Genomic DNA, 25,002 nt, shown 5'->3' with positions numbered 1-25,002 from the left:
CCATGATCATCTCCGCCTCCACCGATTACCGCGCCGCAGCCAAACGCCGGCTGCCGCCGTTCCTGTTCCACTACATCGATGGCGGCGCCTATGCCGAGCACACGCTGAAGCGCAACGTTTCGGATCTGTCCGACATCGCACTGCGCCAGCGCATCCTGCGCAACATGTCCGACCTGAGCCTGGAGACCGAGCTGTTCGGCGAGACGCTTGCGATGCCGGTGGCACTGGCGCCGGTCGGCCTCACCGGCATGTATGCACGCCGCGGTGAAGTGCAGGCGGCGCGGGCAGCTGACAGCCGCGGCATTCCGTTCACCCTGTCCACCGTGTCGGTGTGCCCGATCGAGGAAGTGGCCCCGGCGATCCAGCGGTCGATGTGGTTCCAGCTGTACGTGCTGCGCGATCGCGGCTTCATGCGCAACGCCCTGGAGCGCGCCCAGGCGGCGGGCGTTACGACGCTGGTGTTCACCGTGGACATGCCGGTACCGGGTGCGCGCTATCGAGACGCGCACTCCGGCATGAGCGGTCCGAATGCTCCGCTGCGCCGCATCGGCCAGGCCATCACCCATCCGCGCTGGGCCTGGGACGTGGGTCTGTTCGGACGTCCGCACGATCTCGGCAACATCTCCACCTATCGCGGCAACCCCACCGGGCTGGAGGACTATATCGGCTGGCTGGGCAGCAACTTCGATCCATCCATTTCGTGGAAGGACCTGGAGTGGATCCGCGAGTTCTGGAAGGGACCGATGGTGATCAAGGGCATCCTCGACCCGGAAGACGCACGCGACGCGGTTGCATTCGGTGCCGACGGCATCGTGGTCTCCAATCACGGGGGGCGCCAGCTCGATGGTGTGCTGTCCACCGCACGCGCGCTGCCGGCCATCGCTGACGCGGTACAGGGCGACCTGAAGATCCTCGCCGATTCCGGCATCCGCACCGGACTGGACGTGGTGCGCATGCTGGCGCTGGGCGCTGACACCGTGCTGCTGGGGCGGGCCTTCGTCTATGCGCTCGCGGCGCAGGGTGAGGCCGGCGTGGCCAACCTGCTGGACCTGATCGCCAGGGAGATGCGCGTGGCAATGACGCTGACCGGCGCACACCGCATTACCGACATCGGCCGAGATTCACTGGTGCGGCTGCCATGACTGGCCACGGGGCCATGCTGTCGCAGCTGCGTGCTGCTGTCGGCAGCCGCCATGTGCTGACCCGCGACAAGGCGACCCGCCGCTTCCGCCGGGGCTATCGCTTCGGCGACGGCGCGGTGCTGGCCGTGGTGCGTCCGGGCACGTTGCTGGAATTGTGGCGTGTGCTGCAGACGGCTGTGCAGGGTGGGGCAGCGATCATCCTGCAGGCCGCCAATACCGGCCTGACCGGCGGCTCGACCCCGGATGGCAATGATTATGGGCGCCCGGTCGTGCTGGTCAGCACCCTGCGCTTGACCGGCATCCAGTTGTTGAACGAGGGCCGCCAGGTGGTGTGTCTGCCGGGCGCCACCCTGGACCGGCTGGAGCAGACGCTGGCGCCGCTGGGGCGCGAGCCGCATTCGGTGATCGGCTCGTCCTGCATCGGCGCCTCGGTGCTGGGCGGCATCTGCAACAACTCCGGCGGTGCGCTGGTGCGGCGTGGCCCCGCCTATACCGAGCTGGCGCTATATGCGCGGGTTGATGCGCAGGGCCGGTTGCAGCTGGTCAACCACCTGGGCATCGCGCTGGGCGATACGCCCGAGCAGATCCTGCAGCGCTTGCAGGCCGGTGACTACGATGCCGCCGATGTCAGCGACGGCGACGGCCGTTCCGCGTCCGACCCGCGCTACGCCGACGAAGTGCGCAGGGTCGATGCCGATACCCCGGCGCGCTTCAATGCCGATCCCAGTCGTCACTACGAAGCGGCGGGTTCAGCCGGCAAACTGGCGGTGTTCGCGGTGCGCCTGGATACGTTTGAGAAGGAGCCCGCCGAGGTCTTCTACATCGGCAGCAACCGTACCGGGAGTTTCACTGCCATCCGCCGCCAACTGCTGACCGGCTTCGATCGCCTGCCGATCGCCGGTGAGTACATCCACCGAGACGCCTACGATATCGGCGAGCGCTATGGAAAGGACACATTCCTGCTGATCGACCGGCTCGGGACCGCACGGGTGCCCGCGGCATTCGCACTGAAGAGCAGGGTTGACGGCTGGTTCGAGCGGTTGGGCCTGCGCGGCGTGACCGACCGGGTAATGCAGGTGCTGACCGGCCTGTTGCCCTCGCACCTGCCCCAGCGCATGGGCGAGTTCCGGCAGCGTTACGAGCATCATCTGCTGCTGAAGGTCTCCGCACAGGATGCAGCCGAGACCGAGGCCTGGTTGCAGCAATTCTTCGCCGAGCACGAAGGCGGCTATTTCCACTGCACGGCCGAAGAAGGGCGCAAGGCCTTCCTGCATCGTTTTGCCGTGGCCGGTGCTGCCGTGCGCTATCGCGAGGTGCATCGCCAACAGGTGCAGGACATCGTCGCGCTCGACATCGCATTGCGTCGCGACGACGCAGACTGGTTCGAGCAGCTGCCCGCCGCCATCGAAAGTCGCCTGCTGCACAAACTGTACTACGGCCACTTCCTGTGCCACGTGTTCCACCAGGACTACATTGCACGCAAGGGCGAAGATCCGATGGCGATCGAGCACGCGATGTGGGCACTGCTCGACCGGCGCGGGGCCGAGTATCCGGCCGAGCACAACGTCGGTCACCTGTACCCGGCCAAGCCGGCGCTGGCTGGGTTCTACCGACAGTTGGACCCGAGCAACACCTTCAACCCGGGCATCGGGCAGACTTCGAAGGCCAAGGGCTGGGGTGGCTGCGACTGCGATGGGCATCCGTGACGTACCCGCTGAGAATTCGGATTTCTTGCATTCCTCAGTGATCGGGCTGGTACTAGGCTGAAATCCTGGCTGAGACGGATACAGGATCAATGCAGAGCGCAGATCAGATATGGACTTCCATCAAAGCGTCGCTTTTCGAGAAGGGCTGTCTGAATGAAGTACAGCTACGGTCGGGAGCCTCTGAAGGCGAACTGGTTGAATTGGAAGCTCAGCTTGGAGTCCCCCTGCCAGATCTGCTGAGGCAGCTTCTGAAGATTCACGACGGGCAGGATGGGGCCGGGTTTCTGTTTGGGAGTCAGATGCTCTCGGCGACGGAGATTTTGCGGAAATGGCAAGGTTGGCGTGAAATCGAGGCCGACGGCATGAACGAGCACTGTGCCGAATTCATGGCATCGAGCCCTGGTGGGGTGGTGAAGCCAATGTACACCAACGCACGCTGGATACCGTTGACCCACGATGGTGGTGGCAATCATATGGGATTGGATTTCGACCCCGACATCGGCGGTGCTGAAGGCCAAATGATTGCCTTTGGTGCGGATGAAGACACCAAGTACCTTCTTGCTTCCACGTTCGCTGAGTTCGCTGAAAAGGCCGTGGCGTGGATCAGGCACGCCCGCTGGGATGGTGAGAATCTCGAGTCGCCAACTGATGACGGCTTCGCTCCTCCGGCCATTCTCCGGACTGCTGGCGGGGCGTAGTCGGAAGCGCCGTTATGCCGGGCAGTGCGTCGGTTGGGTTCCGGTTGACTGGAGCGACTGGCGAACGTCCCGGTTTCCCTGCGCTACCATCGAGATTCCTCATGCCGGAGCCGCCCTCGATGCCCATTGCCGTTGCTCGCACCTTTCTGTGCGTCGTTTTGTTGGCGACGCCGCTACTGGCACTGGCACATAACGCCATCCTGCCACAGCAGCGCGATGCCGCCGGCAATGTGATGGAGCCGCTGGGGCACGTGCTGATCACCCCGGAGGCAGGCCCGGCAGGACTTTATGAGTGCACCCAGGACGGCAACTGGTGTGTACGCGTGCAACCGGTGGCCGAAGAGGGGAAGCGGCCCACCGTGCTGGAAGTGCTTGAGAAGGTGCCGGGCCAGGGCAAGCCAAATAGCTACCACGTCCGCATTGATGTGCCGCAGGAAAGCGAACTGAAGCTGTGGCCGTGGATCGTACGCCTGGCACCCGGTGTCGGCGCGGATGAGGACGTGATTGACCCGCAGCCGCGTGCCCGCCAGAACGTACTGGTAGGCGCCACGGTCACCTTCAGCATGATGTACTCCGGCGGTGGTGCAGACGCATCGACGCTGCAGCTGGCACGCGTGCGCCACCTGCAGGATGGCATCCAGGTGGACGATGATGTGCTGACCGTGCCGTGGGTGGGCAACGCGATGATCCGTGCCTGCTTCAGCGAGCAGGACATCAGGCAGCGTGCCGGTGCCTGCCACGATGAGTATGGGTTCTCGGCAAAGCTGGGGCTGGATCCGGCAGTGCAGGGCATGCCGGTGCTTCGTTACCAGACGGTGGCGACCCGCTTCCCCGCAGGTGCATCGCGTTTCGAGGATTCGCTGGCGAAGGGGCCGTTGAAGACGAAGGACCTGCGCACCGAGCAGGATCCCGCGTGCAGCTATTCGCGTCTTTTCCGTTTCAGTGAGGGCCGTTTTCACCCCGACCAGCCACTGCCGGATTGTGCCGGTTATACCGAACCTTGAGCCCTGTCACGCTGGTCCATGCCCGACGCGCGTTCTGTGTAGAGCCGAGCCCACGCTCGGCTGCTGTTCAGTGGCAGCCGAGCGTGGGCTCGGCTCTACAGAGAATGCGCGGTGGTTACTCGCAGCGGGCTGCGGTGATGATGTTGTCCTTGTCCATGTAGACGCGCAGGCGATCCGGACGGATATCCTTGGTGGTGATCGTGGTCGGGCCGATCGGGTTGACCAGGCCGGCACCGCTCTCACGCGACAGACGACGCATGTTCTCCTCATTGCCCGGCTGGCCGATTGCCCAGCCAAGCCGGCTGGCGTCGCAGCGGCCGGTGCCCTTCACCTCCGGCCCGGGCGTACTGACACAGGCGGCGAGCAGCATCGGCGTGGCGACTGCGGCCAGGGCAAGGCCGACGGAACGGAAACGGGTCATGAGCGGCGCTCCTGCGAGATGGTGGCGCCACCATAGCACCCTGCCCGTGGCGACGGCATGCGTTGGATCAAAGGAGGGGCTCTGGAGCACAGGCACTGACGAGGTTGGCGCGTCCTGGCCGTGACCCTTCACGCCTGCGGAGCGCATGGAGCGCGTCTGCACGTTGCGAGTCAACCCAGCATTATCCTGGCATTCGGCCTATCGGTTTCGCGTCGCATCTGTCGCTATTCACTGCAGGCCTGGATCAGGTCAATGCCGGCTGGACCGCGATAGCGCATCGTCGCCGGGTCGAACTGCAGCTGGATCTTCCCGGTACGGATGGTGTCATTCTGCCCAGTCGGGCAGTCCCGTGTCGCGTCCAGTGCTGGCCAGGCAGCATGCGGCGCGACAGGGGCCGTCAATGTCGTGAACCTGCCCTCCAACAGGCGGATATAGGTTCCATCCGCACACTGGGCAAGGATCAGTTTATCGGCGACATCGACATCGCCGTAGCTGCTGCCGAAGTAGGTGAGGATCGCGTCCTCGCGCCCGTCGTTGTTGAGATCGGGCGCGTCGTTCAAGAAGGTCTTTCCCTGCTGACCGCTGTATGGGCAGTCCTCGTCATTCCCCGGTGGACATGCACTGACGCGTTTCCCCTCCACCGGTACCAGTTCGATCCTGTCATCGATGGCGGTTGCACACGCGCGTTGCAGCGAGCCGGGCGGCGGAGTGCGCGCGATGGCGACGTCCGCGGCAGCGGAGAGCGCCAGCAGCAGGAGAGCCTGATGCTGGCGCTGGCATCGTGACGACGTCACGGTGAGCTTCCGCGCTTGATCGCCTCCCACACCTTGTCTACGTGCGCGCGAAGCACGGGCGCAGCCGAAGCCAGCGCGGGATCGTCCTGCCGGTCGCCGCCGAAGGGTTCATCGCCTTCCACCTCCACCAGCGATTCACCACGTACTTCGTAATACTGCTCGCCCTGGCGAAGCCCAATGCGCAGCTGCTGCGGATCGACGCCGCCGCCGCAGAAGCTGTGGCTGGCCAGCGTCAACTCGGCGCGGCCATCCTTGTCCAGGTCCGTTGCAGTCACCTGGTCCAGGAAGTAGCCGGCCTCCAGATCCAGACCTTCGCATTGAACCGGATCTTCCACGCTCCACCGCGAGGCCCAAGGAGCCGCTTGTCCGGCGCGCCGGAACAGCTCCGCACGTAACGTGATCTGATCCATCGCCTCTTCATCGCCCTGCGCCGGCACTGTCTGCTCGCTGCGCGAAAGCAGCAGCAGGCCCGGCCCGTCGATGTCATTGAACACCACTTGCTTCAGCAGCGTGCCCGAGTAGAGGTCTTTCAGTTCCGCATCTGCCAGGGCGGGCAACAGCTCCAGTCGACCAGCGGGCACGGCCTCAACCTGCCCGGGAAGTGCGTGTGCATTCGTTGCGGCATCGTCTGCTGCATCTGCAACCGGTGAGGACGGCGCACCGCAGCCGACTGCACCGAGTGCAAGCACGGCCAGCACGGCAAGTCGCAGCTGATCAGCGCGTATTGTCGCCAGCCTTTTTGGCCACGACAATGCCGAGCGCCGCGTTGAGGTCCGTGGCTGCCAGTTCATCGAGTTTGGTTTCCTTGAGTTCCTTCTGCGCGAATGGCAGATAGCTTTTCGGCACGTAGTAACGCAGCGTTGCAGGGTTGAAGCGGACAAAATTGATCTGGTCGCTCTGGTTGCCACCCAGCAACACAGGTCGACCGCGGTCCATGGCGTAGACGAACCCTACGTGCGACGTACCGACCAGGGCGACCGCGCCGAACACCGGTTCGTCGATCTGGCTGAAGCGCGTCGTGTCGGCGGCGAACGAACGCGCACGGTACGGGTGTGGAGATGATATAGCGTATCCGGCCGTGCGAAGGCACCAGTTCACGAACGATGCGCACCAAGCGTTGGAGCTTCCGGCCAGCGTAGTGAACTGCTTCCCGTAGCCGAGTTCGGAATGGAAGTTGATGGTGCGGCTGATCTCAGCCTCTTTCTTGCCCGCCCATTTGCGCGCCTGTGCATAGGCGTGCTCCACCCAAGGTGCGCGCTTCTGCGAAAACGGAATGATTGCGATTGGGTGGCCTTCGCCCTCGCGACTTCGGGTATCCCGTGCCTGTACTGACGCCGGCGGCCGCACAGCAGCAGCAGGTGTTTCCGGCGGAGGCTTCACCAGCGAGGGCCGATCAGACGTTTGCGGATTCCCGCTGTTGCCCGCTCGCCGGGAAGACCCGGCCGCTGACGGGGGCACGGCTTCGACCCCAACAGGCAGCGTGATTTTCTGGCCAGGGTTGATTCGATTGGCATTGCTGATCGACGGATTGGCGGCCATCAGCGCATCGACGCTGGTGTGATGGCGGTCTGCAATTCGGCTCAGCGTGTCGCCGGAGCGAACGCTGTAGCTGGCTTGACGTGACCTTGTTGGAGTCGCCGGGGCGCCGTCGTTGGCTGCGTCAGCCGGCGCCTTTCCGTAGATCCAAACCACATGACCGGGATAGATGCGGTTGCGGTTGCGGATATGGTTGTTGCTCACCAGATCGTCAACTGAGGTCTTGAACCTGCTGGCGATCGAGGCGAGAGTGTCGCCTGGCTGCACCACGTAGCGCAGCGGTGTGCGCTTCTCCTTGCTGGGCTGCGTTGGAGTGTGTGGTTGCGAATTCCCGCCGACCGTCATCATGTTGCGCGCAAATACCAGGGACGCTGAGGCCTGCTGAAGCGCAAACTGGCCGATTCGGCTTCCAATCTTGCCTGATTCCTCAAGGAAGAGCTCTATCACTTCTCCTGGCTGGCGGGTGATGAATGTCGGCAGCGCCCCGTGCTCATTGGTGGTGACCTTCTTCTCGCCCGTATTGCTGCTACGCACGATCACGGGCGTTGCCGGCATCGGTCGGGCGCCGTCAGACAAGGTGACCTGCGTGGCGTGCACGATCCGTTCCTTGCGTGTCTCAGGCTTTGCATTGAAGCCCTCATATTGCTCCATCGCAGCGATCATGCCGTTGAACTGCTCATCGGTCATGTCCTTGATGACCGTCTGGTCGGTGGCACCAGATCGCTTGCGCACGTATGCCAGATAGGCCGCTGTGTCGTTTTCCGATTCCGGCGCATAGGTATGCATGGCGTTGTACAACGTCATGTCGTTGTACTTGCGGCGCAGCAGTGCGCGCTTCTCGGCGCGGCCATCCTCGGCCGTAGGAAAAATGGCGAACTTGCCGCTCTTCGTATCGGCCTGGCCGATCATCTTGGCGTACTTTCCGCCTGGACGCAGGTTGCCGGGGTTGTTGAGCAGCCAAGCCAGCGAGCCGCCACTGCGGATGAGCTTGTCACCGTTGTCGGCGGTGAACTCCACAGTGCGCGTATCCTTGTTGAAAACCGCGCTGATGTAGGTAGGCATTCCGTGTCGTCCTATCGGGGCGTCAGCGTGCTCAGGGCCTGTGCGACATCAACGCCCTGGGGCAGACGGCGGGTGGAATCGAGCACCAGTACCCAGCGCTCCTCGTCGGGCTGCTGCTTGAGAAGGTAGCGTTTCAGCTCGACGGCAGCGTCGTCGTCGTATGGCGTGTCCTTGAAGGACAACTCAGCGATGTAGAGGACCACCTTGCCCGCCTCGACCCGCACACGCGCATCGCGGAGCGGGAAGTCAGCCGTGGCCGTCGCCTTTACGAGGAAATCCACCGGCGGCGCATCGTTGCGTGGGAGCAGCGGAAGCTGGTTCCACACGGCTTCGTTGGCAATCGGACGGTACTGGAAGCTGTAAACATGGAAACTGTGGGCATTGGAATGACTGACATACCCGGAATTCACGCGCAACGTACCTTGAGCGGTCTTGATGTCAGTGCTGCCGGTCGAATACTGCTGCGCATTGGCGGAGGGGCCCATGCACAATGCGAGCAGCAGCAGGAAGTGTCGGATGATCATGTTGATGACGGGGGTTCGTTGAGCAGTTCCAGGATCTGTTCGGACGTCAGGGCGCCGGTCGCATCGGCCGCGTCCAGGTTCCCGAGGAAGGGGTCGCTGCCGTCGCTGTCGGGTGTGTCGCCGTCATTCTCGGGTGGGCGGCCCGGCGCCGACACCAACATTTCCCAGGTGTCATCGCCAACCTCCAAGGTCAGCGGCCGACCCAGGCCATCGGCCATCACGCGGGGCAACCGACCGTCCTCACCGATGGTTCCGCTGGCGACCTGTTCGCCTTCGTTGTTGAGGATGCGGTAGGCCTTGTCCTTCCACCCCATTTCCGTGGCCAGTACATCGGCGCCTTCCAGCGCGAAGCGCAGGCTTTCCTTGAACGAGTACAGCCCACTGGGAAGTACCGGCATGGACGGCGCATCACTTCCCCCCCCATGAACGGATGCTCGCCCGCCTTCACCTTGAACTCGCCCGGGCAGCTGAACGTGATGTTGCCGCCTTCCAGGGTGATCGCGCTGCTGCCCGCCTGCAGCACCACTTTGCTCTGCGCCAGCACATCGATGCGGTCATCGGTGGCGGTGATGGTCAGTGCCTGGTCGCTCAGCAGCTCCAGTTCGCCATCGTTGGCCTGCAGGCTGACCGGGCCCTGGGCGGCGATCACCCGCAGCGGGCCGCTCTGCGCGAACAGTGAGACGTGCTCACCGGACACCGTGGCGATGGTCTCGCCTGCGCTGATGTGCAGATCCTGCTGCACCGTCATCTGCAGGTTCTGCCCGGCGTAGGCCACCGCGCTGGCTGGCGTGGTCCAGGCAATGTGGTGCGGTGCTTCGGCCAGCAGCAGCGGCTTGGCCAGACGCTCCACCGGCTGGTCACCCGGGCTGCGGCCATCGCCGCCCGGCTTCATCGCGCTTTGTCCGTTGACCTCGCCTTCGTAGCGTCCCTGTGCCTGCGGATCGATCTGCTCGCGCAGCTGCTTCGTGCGCTCGAACTCGGTCAGTCCGGGCACCTGCTGCTGGGCCAGGGTCTGCTGCATCTGCTCCAGGCTGCGCTCGGCGCCCTTGAGCTGCGCCACCACGCTGGCGTTGTCCATGACCGTGGAAGCGGCCCGCTCCTGCGCGCTGGCGGACAGCAGCAGGCCTTCGGCCGCATGCACGTTTCCCCAGCCCTGCGTGGCCAGCTCGAAGCCCTCGCCGCGCAGGGCGCCGCGGGCGGTGTTCTGGTGCGCGATCAGGTAGCCCAGCTCCAGCCGGCTGTCGGCCAGCGAGCTGTGCAGGCGCGTACGCAGCTGGCCCGGCGTGTCATCGATCACCCATTGCTGGGTGCCGCTGCCGTCATGGGCCTGGGTATGCAGGCCGCTGAGTACGCCGGGATGGCGCGCGTTCTCATCGATGCCGCCGCCGAAGGGTGGGGCGACCTCACCGTTGTAGAGCTGGCCGGTGATGCGCGGCTGGTCAATGTCACCGTGCAGGAATTCCACCAGCACTTCGCTGCCGATGCGCGGCAGGAAGGCCGTGCCCCAGTTCGGGCCGGCCACCCATTCGGCCACCGACACCCAGCTGCCGCTGGTCTGGTCGCCGGGCGCATGGCCGGTCTGGGCGCTGCCGGTGTCGGTCAGACCGCCCGGATTGGGCTGGCTGCCGCGCTGCCAGCCGAACTGGATGCGCACCTGGTGTTCGCGGTTCGGGCTGACGGCCGCATTGGCCACACCCACCACGCGTGCGGTCTGCGGGCCATGCAGGGTGGGGCGGTCCTGCGGCAGGGCTCGCAGCGGCACACCGGCGCCGGTGGCGAGGAAGGCGTTGCGGTAGGCACCGCGCTCCAGATCGGTGCTGCCGAGCAGCTCGGCGATGCCCTGATCCAGATTGTTGACGGCGACATGCTGCACGGCCAGCAGCTGGAAGCGCTGGCCCTCATGCTGCGGATGCTGGGCCAGGCTGAACGTGCTGCCTGCGGCCAGCTGGCGCTCGCTGCCGCTGCCGCTGTACAGCACCTGGCCAACGCGCAGTGCGTCCAGCCGCGCCTGCGCTTCGGCGTCGGCCCAGGCGGGCTGGGCGAAGCGGCCGGCACGCGGCTGCACATAGACCTCCAGCGCGGGCAGGGTGCCGGCATCGGCGCTGGACTGCGCCGCCACGGCATTGACCTGTTCGCTGTGCCAGCTGGCGACGGTACTGGCGTTGGGCACCAGCTGCTGGCGTTCGGCGAAGGCAGTGATGCCATCGCTGCTCTCGGCCATGTCCGCGCGATGGAAACGCACGCGGCCCACATCGGGCAGTTCGGCGCCGGGCTCGAACACCACCAGGGTGTGGGCGGCGTCGCCGTCCTGCACCTGCTCGATGCGCCAGGCCAGGCCGGCCTCGGACAGCAGGCGGGTGACGAAGGCCCAGTCGGTTTCGCGGTACTGGGTGGTGATCGCGCGGGCCGGCAACTGGGCCTGCACGTCGAAGCGGAAGGCGGCCTGCGGGTAGTCGGCGAAGATCTGCTCGCAGATCGCGCGGGTGTCCTGGTCCTGGAAAATCACTGCGTTGCGGCGAAGGCGCAGCAGGGCGGTCCAGGGTTCGAGGGTGAGCCGGTAGCGGGCCAGCCCGCCGTCGCTTCCCAGCTGCGCCGCCTCGGTGCACAGCCCGTGCCACTGCCGCAGCGCGCCATCGGCCTGGCGCAGCTGCAGGGTCAGCGGCTGCTCCAGCCACGGTTCCAGTTCCAGGAACGCATCGGTGGCCAGGCAGTCGATCTGCAGGCGGTTGTCACCGCACACCGATTCGATGCCTTCAAACCGCTCGACCACAAGGCCCTCGTCGGGGCCCTTGAGCTGGATCAGGCGATCCCGATGCGACAGCGAGGCGAGGGAAGCAAGCAGCGTGGAGCGCGAGATGTCCATATCGTCAGGCTCATGGGAGGGTGATCGTAATGTGGGCGGTGCGCTCGGGCATCTGCACCACGTCATTGTAGGCGGCCAGCTGCTGACGGGTTTCGTGTCCGAGGTAGGCGCGCATGCCGAAGAACGCGACGATGCCGAAGCAGCCGACGACCACGGCCGGCAGCCACAGCGGCACGACCCGGCGCAGGCCATGGCGCACGTTGTCGGGTGGCAGCGCATGGGGGGCGAAGCCGTGGCGCTTGCCCTTCAGGTAGACGATCTCGTCACCCAGCCGCGCGGTCAGATAGCCCAGCTTCTCGGTGCCTTCGATACGGTACTTGCCCTCGAAGCCCATCAGCAGGCAGTAGTGATAGACCTCCAGCGACGGCAGCCGCGCCGCGCCCTGGCGGCGCAGTTCTTCCAGCCGGTCGAAGAAGTGCTCGCCGGCGAGGTGCTCGCCGAACAGGCGCAACTGCAGCGGATTGCGTTCCCAGGTTTCGTGCAGCGGCGACGGCTGCGACAGGATCGCCTCATCCACCGCGGCGCAGAACGCGTACTTGGCGGCGTAGACATCTTCGGACGCCACGCCAAGCCGCATCGCGTTGCGTTCGACGCCATCGAGGAACTTCTGCACCGTCTGCACGAAGCCCTCTGCGTCGTGCGGCAACTGGCCACGCTTGAGCAGAAGCAGCAGGTAGAAGCCGTCGGACATCAGATCCTGCAGGCTCTGCGGATTGGCCGCCTGCGGCGTCGGATTGACCATCGCGCCATTGGCGGTCAGCGACGGCATCGGGCCCGGGGTCGGGGGCAGGGGGGAATTCATCATGAGGTCACCGCCACAAGTTCCATCTTCAGCTCGGCAATGCCGGCCGGCACATAGATCATCACCGACTGCGCCTTGAGCATGCGCTCATACAGCGCACCGCGCGAATCAAATTCGAAGTAATGGCTGCCCGGGCGCACCGGGATCGCTGCCGGCACCTGCGCGGCGTGGGTAAGCTTCACGCCTGGCAGTGCGGACAGCACGCACTTCTCGACGTCGTCCGGCGCGCCGACCTTGAAGCGCACCGGGACGCTCTGGATCAGCTCCTGCGCCGGCAGCGAGGCGGAGACGGACAGGTAGAACGAGGCATTCCCGTCGATCCGCTGCGAGTCCAGCCGACCGAGGTGGTAGGACGGCTTGACCTCGTTCAGCGCGATCTTGAAGTAGCGCGTGGAGATCACCGTATCCAGCAGTGCCCGCACGATCTCCAGCAGCTTGCGGAACGAAGCTTCCGGCTGGTCGTGGCGGTACACCGGCAGGTCGCCCAGCTGGTAGGCGTTGGAGAAGGTCAGCAGTGCGCCCGCCATGCGCAGCAGTTCCTGGTGCAGGCGCTCGGGATGCAGCTGCGGATGATGCAGCAGATGGGCCAGCGCGCTGAAGGAACTGTTGATCGTATGCAGCAGCCAGAACGACGCGATGTCGCCCGAGCGGAATTCGATGATGTTCTGCGACGTCTGCCGATGCAGCCCGTACAGCGCATCGACCTTGGCCTGCAGCGCATCGAGCACCGCACGCAGTTCACGATGCAGGAACGGCGAGGCCTGCAGCTGCGCGCAGGGCGGGATGAACTCATCGTCCAGCTCGAAGCCGCCGCTGGAGGTGCGGCGCACACGCGCCACCGGCACGGTGGCATAGGCATCACGGGGCTGGTCGTCGGTAAGCAGCTTCACCGCCTTGCTCAGGTAGGCCAGTTCGGCCTCCACCGCATCGGTGAACAGGTCCTGCGTATCGCGGTTTGCCTGCCGATAGCGCGCAAGCACCGTGCCTTCCGCATCGGTGCAGTTGGCGCCGTCATCGCGCAGCAGCGGAAGTGCCAGGTAGATCACCGTGGACTGCACGCCAGGCGGCAGATCCTGCAGCGACACCGCGTCCGGCAGGCTGTCGTGGGCGGGGGCATCGTAGGTTTCGCCATCGGGAAACACCGCCGACAGATCGAGCGGCCTCAACGTGCCGCCGGACAAGGCATGGGGGTCGAAACGCACGCGGCGCGCGCCCCACGCGTACGGGTGCAGCGTCTGCGAAAGATCCTGCAGCCGTGCCTCGTGATACGCGTCCTGGCGCTGGAAATGCTGGGGCCGCAGGAACAGCCCTTCACCCCAGAGAACCTTCGACATCCTGCTTACATAAGCCACATTCAATCCTTGGAAATACCTTGAAAGGTTGCCCCTTGGGGGCCGGTTCCGCCGTCCTCGCGTTCCGCTGCGGCGAAGGCCCTGCCTTGCAATGTGAAAGTGTGAATCACATGGCACATTGATTGCGGCGGGGCAAACGTTGCGCGGAAGATACTATCGCATTGCGGCAATTTGAGTGCCAGAATTCCGACGCGGTCCTATTTCGCGCCTGCACAGCGGATCGAGGCAAGACTGCCCGGATCGCCGGAAAGTCGTGTGAGCAGGGCCTTGCTGTCGCTGGTCAGGGCACAGGCGTGGACACCGATGGTCACACCGTCCTGCGGCAGGGTCTTGCCCTTGGTGTCGAACGCGAGCCGCCAGCGGTTCTCGGCGGGGGCGCGGAACAGGGCGACCACGCCCAGCACTGCACTTCCTTCACTCAGCTGCTCGGACAATTCCTGCCGGGCCCCGGGGGTCAGCACCACCTCATTGACCGACAGCAGGTCGGCACCGAGGGCGGCCTGCTCTCCGGCCTGGTCCAGGAATGCGTTGAAGGGCGCCTGTTCGAACCGTTGCAGGCTGCGCAGGTGGTAGACCTTGACCACCGCCGCGCTCGCCCGCTTGTCGTTGCCGGCATTGAGGTTGGTGCCGGCATACAGGCGCAATGGGACGGTCGGTGGCGCTTTCGGCTTTTCCTCGCGGATGCCGACGGCCTGCAGCGTCTTGTCCATCGCTTTCCCGAGCTTGCTGTCGCTGGCGCAACCGGCAAGGGAACCCGAAACAATGAAGGAGAAAATCGTGACGGATATCACGCGGCGAAATGAGGAGAGTTGCGCATTCATCTGGAGTCGGCGGGCTCGAAGGGCGGGGTGAAAGTCACGTATGCAACGGATTTCGCTCGCGGATATCACATTGGAATGTGAAGAATGTGTCTATCAAAACCGCCACATTCTTGACGAAATTCACTATACCGATGCGTATTCGCGAATGTACACTGCCGCCGACAGGGGCAGGAATCCCGTGCGGTGTATCGGCGGCGATCCGGCTTCCTTTAGGAACTAATTTCGACGAGGGATCACTATGGAAGTGAAGGCAATGGGGAAGGCTGTCTACCGGCCGATGTTCGCGCTGATGTTGCTGTCGGGCCTGGCGGCCTGCTCATCGGCACCGAAGAAGGCCGAGGTCGTGCCGTTCGAAACGACGCTGAGCAATGCCGAAGCACAGGTCACCACCGGTGGCGCGGATGCCGCCATCAGCGCATTCGAGGAAGCGGCGAAGGCCGATCCGACGCGCAAGGAGCCGTGGGTGCGCATCGCTCAGCTGCAGTTCGACCAAGGCCAGTATGCCCGCGCCATTGTGGCTGCCGAGGAAGTGCTGCAGCGCGATCCCAGCGATCTGGTCGCCGATGGCGTGATCACGGTGGCCGGTTTCCGCATTGCCAACCAGTCGCTGACCCGCCTGCAGGGGCGCGGCGCGCTGGCTTCCGATACTGCCCGCAAGGAAGCGCAGACCCTGGCTACCACCCTGCGCAACACCATGGGTGATGCCATTCTCGATCCGGCGCCCAAGCCGAAGCCGCGCAGCCGCGCCCGTGCCGGCCGTGCCGCCGCGCCCGCCGCTGCCGCACAGCCCGCTGCACAGCCGGCCAAGCCCGCTGCCCGCTCGAACAACTCCGATCCGTTCCAGAACATCGGCAACTGATCCGGACCCGGCCCCAGTCAGGAGACACACATGGCCAAGAAGGAAAGCATCCAGAAGCGGCTGCAGAAGATCCGCCCGCCGCGCGTCCAGCTCACCTACGATGTCGAGAAGGGTGACGCGATCGAGCAGAAGGAACTGCCGTTCGTGGTCGGCGTGATGGGCGATTTCAGCGGCAACCCGGAGCAGCCGCTGCCCAAGGTCAAGGATCGCAAGTTCGTCAGCGTCGACATGGACAACTTCGACGAAGTGATGGAAGGCATCGCCCCGCGTGCGGTCTATCGCGTGCCGAACAAGATCAGCGACGAAGGCGGCGAATTCGGCGTCGAGCTGAAGTTCAACTCCATCGATGACTTCCGTCCCGAGGCGGTGGTCCAGCAGATCGAGCCGTTGCGGCGCCTGCTCGAGTCGCGCACCAAGCTCGCCGACCTGCGCAACAAGCTGGCCGGCAACGAGAAGCTGGAAGACCTGCTGACCGATGTGCTCAACAACACCGAGCAGCTGAAGAAGCTCGGCGTGACCAAGGAGGACTGACCGATGTCAGCCGAAGCCAGCCCGTTGGCCACGCAGGCCGCCGTTGCCGAAGACGTCGGCCTGCTCGACCAGATCGTCGAGAAGAGCAAGGTCGCCAAGTCGAAGACCGAACATGACCGCGCCAAGGACATCATCGCCGCGCTGGCGAAGGAAGTCCTGGACGGCACGGTGGTCGTCTCCGACAACCTCAACCTCACCCTTGATGCGCGCATCGCCGAGATCGACCGGATCATCTCCGAGCAGCTCAGCGCCGTCATGCATGCCGAACCGTTCCAGAAGCTGGAAGGCAGCTGGCGAGGCCTGCATTACCTGTGCCAGCAGACCTCAACCGGCCCGAACATGAAGATCAAGGTCTTCAATTCGCCGCAGAAGGATCTGGTCAAGGATTTCAAGTCGGCCATCGACTTCGACCAGAGCGCGCTGTTCAAGAAGGTCTACGAAGAAGAGTTCGGCACCTTCGGTGGCGCGCCGTTCGGCGCACTGATCGGCGACTACTTCCTCGGCCGCCAGCCGGAGGACATGTACTTCATCGAGCAGATGTCGCACGTGGCTGCCGCCGCGCACGCGCCGTTCATTTCGGCAGCGAGTGAAGGCATGTTCGGCCTGGAAACCTTCACCGATCTGGGCAAGCCGCGCGACCTGGCCAAGGTGTTCGACACGGTCGAGTACGCGAAGTGGAAGTCGTTCCGCGAGAGTGAGGACAGCCGCTATGTCGGTCTGACCATGCCGCGCTTCCTCGGCCGTCTGCCCTACAACCCGAAGGATGGCACCACCGTCGAAGGCTTCAACTTCGTCGAGGAGATCGAAGCGGCCGACCACAGCAAGTTCCTGTGGTGCAACACCGCCTATGCGATGGGTGCGCGCCTGACCCAGGCCTTCGAGAACTTCGGCTGGTGCGCGGCAATCCGTGGCGTGGAAGGTGGCGGCCTGGTCGAGGACCTGCCGACCCATACCTTCCGCACCGATGATGGCGAAGTCGCGCTGAAGTGCCCGACGGAAGTGGCCATCACCGACCGTCGTGAAAAGGAACTCAGTGACCTCGGCTTCATGCCGCTGGTGCACTGCAAGAACACCGACTACGCCGCGTTCTTCGGCGCACAGTCGGCACAGAAGCCGAAGAAGTACAACACCGATTCGGCCAACGCCAACGCGATCCTGTCTGCCCAGCTGCAGTACATTTTCGCGGTGTCGCGCATCGCCCATTACCTCAAGGCGATGATGCGCGAGAAGATCGGCAGCTTCGCATCGGCGGGCAACGTCGAGGAATTCCTGAACCGGTGGATCGCCCAGTACGTGCTGCTGGACGACAACGCATCGCAGGAAGCCAAGGCCCAGTTCCCGTTGCGCGAGGCATCTGTGCAGGTTTCGGAGGTGCCGGGCAAGCCTGGTGTCTACCGCGCGGTGGCCTTCATCAGGCCGCATTTCCAGCTCGATGAGCTGTCTGTTTCGTTGCGTCTGGTCGCCGAACTGCCGGCGTCCGCGAAAAAGTCGTAACGGTTTGCTGTAACTGAAGCGTCCAGGGGAGTCCGCTCCCCGGATTGCAGTGACGCTTATTTCAAGAGGGCGCAGCCCCCCTTAACCGCCAGGCCCCCGCCTGGCACATCAAATCTCACGGAAGAACGGAATTTAGGAGACCAGATATGCAGCACGCTTTCCTCTCGATTGACACCATCAAGGGCGAGTCGCACGACGACAAGCACAAGGACTGGATTGAAATCCAGTCGTTCTCGCAGGACCTGTTGCAGCCGCGTTCGGCCACCGCGTCGACCTCCGGCGGCACCACCGCTGCCCGCGTGAACCTGTCCCCGATCGAAATCACCAAGTCGATCGACCTCGCCTCCACGGCCCTGAACCAGGCCGCCTCCAACGGCACCACCTTCCCGAAGGCGCAGATCCAGTTCATGCGCGCCGACAAGGACGGCAACGCGATCAATTACTACACGGTCGAGCTGCTGAACGTGCTGGTCCACCGCGTCACCACGACGGTGGACAAGGAAGGCATGCCGCAGGAAGTTGTTCAGCTGAGCTTCGGCGCCATCAAGTGGACTTACCAGCAGCAGAAGCCGGAAGGCGGCGTTGGTGGCAAGACCGTGGCGCAGTGGAGCGCAACCAAGAACATCCCGAACTACACCGTGTGATGTTGTGTCACTGCGATGGCGCCTCGTGCGCCATCGCAGTCTGATCGTCGGGCAGGGCCAGGAACGGCCCTGTCTCTGCCGCACCGCTGCCGCCCGCACGGATGCCGAACCTGAGTGGATCGACCAATGAAGGGACTCGAACCCAGCCTGCTGGAAAAACTGTTCGACGACGCCCCCAAGCAGCCGGGCGCCGGGCCGGTATTCAAGTCCGTCTCGCTGGAGCAGTACAAGGAATCCATTGCCCGTGACCTGGAAGGGCTGCTGAATTCGCGCGCCGCGTTCCAGGAAGGCGACATGAAGGAGTTCCCCAACTGCCGGCAGTCGCTGCTGACCTACGGGCTGGCCGATTTCTCCGCGATGAGCTTGGCCAACGCCTATGATCGCGCCGCCATCTGCCGCTCCCTGGAGCAGGCCGTGGCGCGACACGAGCGCCGGCTCCGCAACGTCAACGTGCACCTGGACGCCGGCAATCAGTTTGCCGGCGGCCTGCACTTCACCATCCATGCGCTGTTGGATCTGGAACCGGCGCGCGAGCCGGTCAGCTTCGACGCGATGCTGCAGCCCTCGACCCTGCAGTACCAGGTCACCCGCGCACGTCGCACGCAGGCCGCCTGATGCAGGACCTGCTTCCTTATTACGAACGCGAACTGGCCTATCTCCGTCGTTACGGACGCGAGTTCGCCGAGCGTTACCCGAAGATTGCCGGCCGCCTGCAACTGTCCGCGGAGGGCAGCCAGGACCCGCATGTCGAGCGGCTGATCGAAGCGTTCGCGCTGCTCAGTGCCCGCGTTTCCAAGCGCATCGAGGACGACTATCCCGAGTTCACCGACGCGCTGCTGGATGTGCTCTATCCACATTACCTGCGCCCGTTCCCGTCGTGCTCGATCGCCCACTTCGACATGGAAGGGGTAGCCTCCAAACTGAGCGCGCCGGTGCGCGTACCCCGCGGTACCGCCCTGCAGAGCCGCCCCGTGCGTGGCGTTCCGTGTGATTTCCGCACCGCCTACGACGTGGTCCTGGCACCGGTCGGGGTACAGCAGGTGGTCTACCGCAGTGTCGCCGATGCACCGATGGCCACGACGCTGCCGGCGGGCACCGGCGGCCAGATCTCGCTGGGCTTCCAGCTGCTGTCCGATCAGCTCGGCTTCGGCCAGCTGGGCACCGATCAGCTTCGCCTGTTCCTGGATGGCGAGCCGTCGGTGCGGGCCGCTCTGCGCGATGCGCTGATGCTCGGGGTAAAGGCGGCCTATGTCGAATCCGATGGCGATGGCCGCTGGCGACGCCTGGAAAAGGTCCCGCTGAGCCCGGTGGGCTTTGCCGAGGATGAGGCGCTGATCGACTTCCCGGCGCGCTCGCATCCGGCGTACCGGCTGCTGACCGAGCTGTTCGCCTATCCGGAGAAGTTCGGATTCGTCGATCTGCACCTGCCCACAGTGACCGCCGGCGCCAGTCGTCGTTTCACGCTTCACCTGGTGCTGCATGCGCAGGGCCAGGACCGGGGCAACACGATGGTGCTGGAGGAGCTGGGAACGCACAACGTGCGCCTGGGCTGCACCCCCATCGTCAACCTGTTCAGGACCAGTGGCGAGCCGATCCGCGTCACCCATCGCACGGTCAACTATCCGGTGCTGGCCGACGCGCGTCGCGCCTTCGCCTACGAGGTGCACTCGATCGACTCGGTGCACCGCATCCGGCAGACACCGCAGGGCGAACTGATCCAGGCCTTCCGTCCGTTCTACTCGCTGCATCACGGTGAAGATCCGGAGCGGACCGGTCAGTACTGGGTGGCACGTCGTGATGAGGATGTCGCACGGCAGAGCCCCGGATTCGAGACGGAGATCAGCTTCGTCGACCTGTCATTCAATCCGGTACTTCCGCAGACCGACACGGTCAGCCTGGAGCTGACCTGCAGCAACCGCGATCTGCCCAACCAGCTCGCGTTCGGTGTGGCCGGTGGTGACCTGAACATCGAGGGCGGCAGCCCGGCCAGGGCGATCAGCCTGCTGCGCAAGCCGACCAAACCGCTGCGTTTCCGCCATGGCCGCAATGCGCAGTGGCGCCTGATCTCGCACCTGTCGTTGAACCAGCTGTCACTGACCGCCAGCGGCCTGCCAGCGCTGAAGGAGATGCTGCGCCTGTACGACCTGTCCGGCAGCAATGTTTCCGCTCGCCAGATCGACGGCATCCTTGAGCTGCAGCAGACCCCGACCACCACCTGGATGCATGGTCGCCAGTTCGCTTCGGTGGTGCGTGGCCTGGAGATCCGCCTGACGATCAATGAAGCCCACTTCGTGGGTACCGGTGTGGCCGCCTTTGCCCAGGTGATGGACCACTTCTTCGCACTTTACGTGCATGCCAACAGCTTTACCCGTCTGGTGCTGGTTTCCGGCGACAGCGGGGAGGAGATCGTCCGATGCCCAGCGCGCAGCGGCGAATCGATCCTGGCGTAGCCCAGCAGCTGCTCACCGAGCCCCACCGCTTCCAGTTCTTCCAGGCGGTGCGGTTGCTTGAGCAGGTGTTCCAGCGGCAAGGCGTCAAGCCCGGCCAGGCCGTGCCGATGCGCGTGCGCTTCCGCAACTCGCTGTCGCTGGGCTTCCCGGCCACCGAGTTGTCCGCGGAGGGTGAGGTCTACTCGCTGAAGGGCGAGCGGCTGGAGGGGCGCGAGGCCATCGAGCAGGCGCTGCACGGCGAGGAACTGGCCGAGGTCCACCTGACTCCGCAGTTCATGGGCCTGCTGGGCACCGCTGGCGCATTGCCGCTGCATTACACCGAGACCCTGCAGCTGCGCGAGTTGTACCAGCGCGACCGCACCGCGCGCGCGTTCCTGGACATCTTCTCCACACGCGCCGTATCGCTGCACTACGCGGCGTGGAAGAAGCATCGGCTGGCGCTGCAGTACGAACTGGATCGCCGCGAGCGCTTCCTGCCGCTGGTGCTCTCGCTGCTCGGCATGGGCATGAGCGAGCTGCGCGATCGCCTGCACGAGGGCGAGGGCGAGATCTTCGATCAGGCCGTTGCCTATTACGCCGGTGCCGTGCGCCAGCGCCCCGTATCGGCCGTGCTGATGCAGCGCATCCTGTCGGACTATTTCCAAGTGCCGTTGCACCTGGAGCAGTTCGTCGGCGCGTGGTACCGGGTGCCTGCCGGTCAGGCAACGCGGCTGGGCCAGGCCAATGCGGTGCTGGGGGCGAGTGCCCTGGCTGGCGATCGCGTCTGGCAGCGAGACCTGCGCATGCGACTGCGCATCGGGCCGCTGCGGCGCGATCAGTTCGACGCCTTCCTGCCGGGTGGCAGTGCGGCCGAAGCCCTGTCCAAGTGGTTGTCGTTGTTGACCGGCGGCGTTCTCGAGTACGAAGTGCGGCTGGTGCTGCGCGCCGAGGATGTGCAGGGCAGCGCCCTCGGCAGCGGCGGCGGCGCTCGGCTGGGCTGGGACAGCTACATGTGCACCCAGGCGCAGACCACATCGCGTGAGGACACCACCTATGGCATCCACACGCTGCAATGACAACCCGCCGCAGGCGTCCGTGCCTGCGGTCCTCGAACGGTTCCAGCAAGGAGTGCGTGTTTCCGCATGAGCATCAACCTCAAGACCCTGATCAGCAAGCTGGACGACACCTGCCGCCAGGCGGCCGAACGGGCCGCGAACCTGTGCATGGCGCGCGGCAACTATGAGGTGGACCTGGAGCATCTGTTCCTGGCCCTGCTCGAGCAGCCGCAGAGCGATTTCGTGTTGATTGCCCGTCGCAGCGGCATCCTGCCGGAATCGCTGGAGCGTGATCTCAACGATGAGATCAGTCAGTTCAAGACCGGCAACGGCCGCACGCCGGTGTTCTCCCAGCACATTCCCAAGCTGTTCGAGCACGCCTGGCTGATCGCCTCGCTGGACTCGGAAACCACCCGCATCCGTAGCGGCCATCTGCTGCTGGCGCTGCTGACCGAGCCGGACCTGGCGCAGTTGGCCTACCGTGGCTCGAAGCTGTTCGTGCGTTTCAAGCGCGAAGAGCTCAAGCACGACTTCGCCAAGCTCACCGAGGGCTCGCAGGAGGCGGTGCAGACCGTCCGCTTCGCCGATGCCTCGGCGAAGGACGAGGGCGGTGAGGGCGAGGAAGCCGTATCCGGCGAGGCCAAGGGTGGGTTGTCCAAGACGCCGGCGCTGGACCAGTTCACCACCAACCTGACCCAGCGCGCCCGCGAGGGCAAGATCGATCCGGTGATCGGCCGTGATGGCGAGATCCGCCAGGTGATCGACATCCTGATGCGTCGACGCCAGAACAACCCGATCCTCACCGGCGAAGCCGGCGTGGGCAAGACCGCCGTGGTCGAAGGGCTCGCCCGGCGCATTGCCGACAAGGATGTGCCGGAGGTGCTGCAGGGTGTCGAGCTGCACACGCTGGACATGGGGCTGCTGCAGGCCGGCGCCAGCGTCAAGGGCGAGTTCGAGAACCGCCTGAAGAACGTGATCGACGAGGTCAAGAAGAGCCCGCATCCGATCATCCTGTTCATCGATGAAGCGCATACGATGATCGGCGCCGGGGGAACCGCCGGCCAGAACGATGCGGCGAACCTGCTCAAGCCGGCGCTGGCCCGCGGTGAGCTGCGTACGATCGCGGCGACCACCTGGAGCGAGTACAAGAAGTACTTCGAGAAGGACGCGGCGCTGGCCCGCCGCTTCCAGGTGGTCAAGGTTGAAGAGCCCAGTGAAGTGCTGGCCGCAGCGATGCTGCGCGGCATGGTCGGGTTGATGGAGTCGCACTTCAACATCCGCGTGCTGGACGAAGCGGTGACCGAAGCCGTGCGTCTGTCGCACCGTTACATCAGTGGCCGCCAGCTGCCGGACAAGGCTGTCAGCGTGCTCGATACCGCCTGCGCGAAGGTCGCGCTTGGTCAGAGCGCCACGCCTGCGATCATCGAAGACACCCGCAAGCACCTGGATCGCCTGCAGGCGGAAATCAGCGCGCTGCAGCGCGAAACCGCAGGGGGCAGTGCACAGCACAGCGAGCGCCTGGACGAGCTGCATGCCCAGCAGGCGGAAGCGCAGGCGGTGCTGGCCAGCAATGAGGAGCGCCTCACCCGCGAGCGCGAACTGGCAGGCCGCATTGCCGCGCTGCGCCAGCAGATGGAGCAGGGCCAGGCCCAGGCGGCCGATGGCGAAGCGCCCAGCGATGACGGTGAGGGCGACGTCGCCGTGGCCAAGCCGGCCGCCAAGCGCGGCAAGGCCAAGCCGGAACTTTCGCCGCAGCATGCTGAACTGGCGCGACTGCAGGCCGAGCTGCGCGAGCTGCAGGGCGAGACGCCGATGGTACCGCTGCAGGTTGACGGAACCGTGGTCGCGGAGATCGTGTCGGCATGGACCGGCGTACCGCTGGGCCGCATGGTCAAGGACGAGATCCGTACCGTGCGCACGCTCGGAAACCTGCTGGTCGAGCGCGTGATCGGACAGGACCACGCGCTGGATGCGATCGCCCAGCGCGTGCGCACCGCCACGGCCAAACTGGAAGACCCGAACAAGCCGCGCGGTGTCTTCATGTTCGTCGGCCCCTCCGGTGTCGGCAAGACCGAGACCGCGCTGGCGTTGGCTGACATCCTCTATGGTGGTGAGCGCAAGCTGATCACCATCAACATGAGCGAATACCAGGAAGCGCACAGCGTGTCCGGGCTGAAAGGCTCGCCGCCGGGCTACGTCGGTTACGGCGAAGGCGGCGTGCTGACCGAAGCCGTGCGCCGCAACCCTTACAGCGTGGTGCTGCTTGACGAGGTGGAGAAAGCCCATCCCGACGTGCTGGAGATGTTCTTCCAGGTGTTCGACAAGGGCGTGATGGATGATGCGGAAGGCCGCGAAATCGACTTCCGCAATACCCTCATCATCCTGACCTCCAACATCGGCTCCTCGCAGATCATGCAGGCCTGCCTGAACAAGCCGGCCGAGGAGATTCCGGCGGCCGACGCGCTCGCCGACGCGCTGCGCCCGGTGCTGATGCGCAGCTTCAAGCCGGCCTTCCTCGGCCGCCTCAAGGTCGTACCGTACTACCCGATCAACGATGACGTGCTTGCGCGGATCATCACGCTCAAGCTCGGTCGCATCCGCGACCGCGTCATTGCCAACCACAAGGCCACCTTCAGCTGGGACGACAGTCTGGTGGAGGCCGTGCTTGCGCGTTGCACCGAAGTGGACTCAGGTGCCCGCAACGTTGACCACATCCTCAATGGAACCTTGCTGCCGGAAATCGCCGAGAGCGTGCTGGCGGCGATGGCCGAGGGGAACCGGATCAACGCCATCAAGGTCACCGCCGGCAAGAAGGGTGACTTCAAATACAAAGTGTCTTGACACTGAGCAAATGGAGAAGGCAATGGAATTCTATGGATTCGACCGCGAAGCGGCTCTCAACCACTGTGACAGCCTGGAACTCGGCCTTGGCCGTGAGCTGGACCGTGTGCGTGCCTGGAACCGGCTGCGCCCCGAACATGTGATCGAGCTGCTGGAGACCGCGGTGCCCGCTGCCCGCCAGGATGCCCGCAACGTGGCCGCGCAGATCAGCCGCGGTTCCTGGCGCATCCACATGGATGCCCCGGTCGTGGGCAAGCCGCAGCTGGTGAGCAACGTGCGCGAACTGCAGATCACGGCCGGTGGACGCGATTACCGCCTGAAGATCAGCGAAGGCGTCCGCCTGCAGCTGGAAGAAATCGTCCAGGCCGCCTGATGATCGTGTGAGCCTGTCGCCCCGCACAGGGGCGCAGGCCACGCGGAAGCG

At 64.9% G+C, this 25,002-nt stretch carries 23 protein-coding genes; 13 read left to right on the top strand and 10 right to left on the bottom strand.

All coding sequences use genetic code 11. From position 1 onward, the window contains the following. Positions 1 to 2 precede the first annotated feature (2 nt). The 4 genes from lldD (at position 3) to ACZK08_RS11960 (ending at position 4,550) form a co-directional block, all read left to right on the top strand. Positions 3 to 1,142 (top strand): FMN-dependent L-lactate dehydrogenase LldD, encoded by a 1,140-nt coding sequence (gene lldD, locus ACZK08_RS11975; protein ID WP_053517634.1) that lies wholly within the window; start codon positions 3 to 5, stop codon positions 1,140 to 1,142. After that, positions 1,139 to 2,848: a D-lactate dehydrogenase gene (dld, locus tag ACZK08_RS11970; RefSeq protein ID WP_065182751.1), complete on the top strand. Its 1,710-nt coding sequence runs from the start codon at positions 1,139 to 1,141 to the stop codon at positions 2,846 to 2,848. The genes lldD and dld overlap by 4 nt, the downstream gene beginning before the upstream one ends. Before the next feature lie 89 nt (positions 2,849 to 2,937). Beyond that, positions 2,938 to 3,546, top strand: a complete 609-nt coding sequence (locus ACZK08_RS11965; protein WP_065182752.1) for an SMI1/KNR4 family protein — start codon at positions 2,938 to 2,940, stop codon at positions 3,544 to 3,546. 119 nt (positions 3,547 to 3,665) lie between these two features. Then, positions 3,666 to 4,550: a hypothetical protein gene (locus tag ACZK08_RS11960; protein ID WP_065182782.1), complete on the top strand. Its 885-nt coding sequence runs from the start codon at positions 3,666 to 3,668 to the stop codon at positions 4,548 to 4,550. A gap of 115 nt (positions 4,551 to 4,665) precedes the next feature. Here the strand turns inward: ACZK08_RS11960 and ACZK08_RS11955 are convergent, their stop codons facing one another. The 10 genes from ACZK08_RS11955 to tssJ form a co-directional block, all read right to left on the bottom strand. After that, complete coding sequence (locus tag ACZK08_RS11955; RefSeq protein ID WP_065182753.1) at positions 4,666 to 4,971, bottom strand: I78 family peptidase inhibitor; 306 nt, start codon at positions 4,969 to 4,971, stop codon at positions 4,666 to 4,668. A gap of 224 nt (positions 4,972 to 5,195) precedes the next feature. After that, the gene (locus ACZK08_RS11950) at positions 5,196 to 5,765 is read right to left on the bottom strand and encodes a hypothetical protein (protein ID WP_065182754.1); all 570 of its coding nucleotides are present in this window, start codon (positions 5,763 to 5,765) and stop codon (positions 5,196 to 5,198) included. Continuing rightward, complete coding sequence (locus ACZK08_RS11945) at positions 5,762 to 6,463, bottom strand: M949_RS01915 family surface polysaccharide biosynthesis protein (protein WP_065175287.1); 702 nt, start codon at positions 6,461 to 6,463, stop codon at positions 5,762 to 5,764. Before ACZK08_RS11945 ends, ACZK08_RS11950 begins: the two co-directional genes overlap by 4 nt. 16 nt (positions 6,464 to 6,479) lie before the next feature. Next, positions 6,480 to 8,363, bottom strand: coding sequence for a TIGR02594 family protein (locus tag ACZK08_RS11940; RefSeq protein WP_065182755.1), 1,884 nt, complete (start codon positions 8,361 to 8,363; stop codon positions 6,480 to 6,482). Between the two features lie 11 nt (positions 8,364 to 8,374). Beyond that, positions 8,375 to 8,887 (bottom strand): hypothetical protein, encoded by a 513-nt coding sequence (locus ACZK08_RS11935; RefSeq protein ID WP_053517625.1) that lies wholly within the window; start codon positions 8,885 to 8,887, stop codon positions 8,375 to 8,377. Beyond that, a complete protein-coding gene (locus tag ACZK08_RS11930; RefSeq protein ID WP_478452198.1) occupies positions 8,884 to 9,105 on the bottom strand; it encodes a hypothetical protein in 222 nt (73 codons plus the stop codon). The genes ACZK08_RS11935 and ACZK08_RS11930 overlap by 4 nt, the downstream gene beginning before the upstream one ends. Then, entirely contained in the window at positions 9,105 to 11,750 is a 2,646-nt protein-coding gene (locus tag ACZK08_RS11925; RefSeq protein ID WP_478452197.1) for a type VI secretion system Vgr family protein, read from the bottom strand. The genes ACZK08_RS11930 and ACZK08_RS11925 overlap by 1 nt, the downstream gene beginning before the upstream one ends. A 10-nt stretch (positions 11,751 to 11,760) precedes the next feature. After that, entirely contained in the window at positions 11,761 to 12,552 is a 792-nt protein-coding gene (gene icmH / locus ACZK08_RS11920) for a type IVB secretion system protein IcmH/DotU (RefSeq protein WP_065175286.1), read from the bottom strand. Further along, positions 12,552 to 13,886: a type VI secretion system baseplate subunit TssK gene (gene tssK, locus ACZK08_RS11915; protein ID WP_053517623.1), complete on the bottom strand. Its 1,335-nt coding sequence runs from the start codon at positions 13,884 to 13,886 to the stop codon at positions 12,552 to 12,554. The genes icmH and tssK overlap by 1 nt, the downstream gene beginning before the upstream one ends. A 215-nt stretch (positions 13,887 to 14,101) precedes the next feature. Continuing rightward, positions 14,102 to 14,614: a type VI secretion system lipoprotein TssJ gene (tssJ, locus tag ACZK08_RS11910; protein WP_229765827.1), complete on the bottom strand. Its 513-nt coding sequence runs from the start codon at positions 14,612 to 14,614 to the stop codon at positions 14,102 to 14,104. Positions 14,615 to 14,963: 349 nt separating this feature from the next. Here tssJ and ACZK08_RS11905 point away from each other — a divergent pair, with 349 nt between their 5' ends. The 9 genes from ACZK08_RS11905 to ACZK08_RS11865 all read left to right on the top strand — a co-directional run bounded on the left by ACZK08_RS11905 (position 14,964) and on the right by ACZK08_RS11865 (position 24,951). After that, positions 14,964 to 15,584 (top strand): tetratricopeptide repeat protein, encoded by a 621-nt coding sequence (locus ACZK08_RS11905; protein ID WP_180877009.1) that lies wholly within the window; start codon positions 14,964 to 14,966, stop codon positions 15,582 to 15,584. A gap of 30 nt (positions 15,585 to 15,614) precedes the next feature. Further along, positions 15,615 to 16,115, top strand: a complete 501-nt coding sequence (gene tssB, locus ACZK08_RS11900) for a type VI secretion system contractile sheath small subunit (RefSeq protein ID WP_053517620.1) — start codon at positions 15,615 to 15,617, stop codon at positions 16,113 to 16,115. A gap of 3 nt (positions 16,116 to 16,118) precedes the next feature. Beyond that, complete coding sequence (gene tssC, locus ACZK08_RS11895; RefSeq protein ID WP_053517619.1) at positions 16,119 to 17,609, top strand: type VI secretion system contractile sheath large subunit; 1,491 nt, start codon at positions 16,119 to 16,121, stop codon at positions 17,607 to 17,609. Between the two features lie 146 nt (positions 17,610 to 17,755). After that, positions 17,756 to 18,253: an Hcp family type VI secretion system effector gene (locus ACZK08_RS11890; RefSeq protein ID WP_006465355.1), complete on the top strand. Its 498-nt coding sequence runs from the start codon at positions 17,756 to 17,758 to the stop codon at positions 18,251 to 18,253. A gap of 126 nt (positions 18,254 to 18,379) precedes the next feature. Beyond that, on the top strand, positions 18,380 to 18,868 hold the full coding sequence (gene tssE / locus ACZK08_RS11885; protein ID WP_057496761.1) for a type VI secretion system baseplate subunit TssE: 489 nt from the start codon (positions 18,380 to 18,382) through the stop codon (positions 18,866 to 18,868). Beyond that, positions 18,868 to 20,703 (top strand): type VI secretion system baseplate subunit TssF, encoded by a 1,836-nt coding sequence (gene tssF, locus ACZK08_RS11880; RefSeq protein ID WP_053520395.1) that lies wholly within the window; start codon positions 18,868 to 18,870, stop codon positions 20,701 to 20,703. The genes tssE and tssF overlap by 1 nt, the downstream gene beginning before the upstream one ends. Next, positions 20,667 to 21,758 (top strand): type VI secretion system baseplate subunit TssG, encoded by a 1,092-nt coding sequence (gene tssG, locus ACZK08_RS11875; RefSeq protein ID WP_053520394.1) that lies wholly within the window; start codon positions 20,667 to 20,669, stop codon positions 21,756 to 21,758. The genes tssF and tssG overlap by 37 nt, the downstream gene beginning before the upstream one ends. A gap of 66 nt (positions 21,759 to 21,824) precedes the next feature. Next, positions 21,825 to 24,578: a type VI secretion system ATPase TssH gene (tssH, locus tag ACZK08_RS11870; protein ID WP_065182756.1), complete on the top strand. Its 2,754-nt coding sequence runs from the start codon at positions 21,825 to 21,827 to the stop codon at positions 24,576 to 24,578. 22 nt (positions 24,579 to 24,600) lie between these two features. Continuing rightward, entirely contained in the window at positions 24,601 to 24,951 is a 351-nt protein-coding gene (locus tag ACZK08_RS11865) for a hypothetical protein (protein ID WP_053520392.1), read from the top strand. Positions 24,952 to 25,002: the final 51 nt, after the last annotated feature.

This window comes from Stenotrophomonas sp. 112478_Sma, assembly GCF_056479905.1.
Note: the sequence above shows the minus strand (reverse complement) of the source record. Positions and strands in the feature narration are given on the sequence as shown.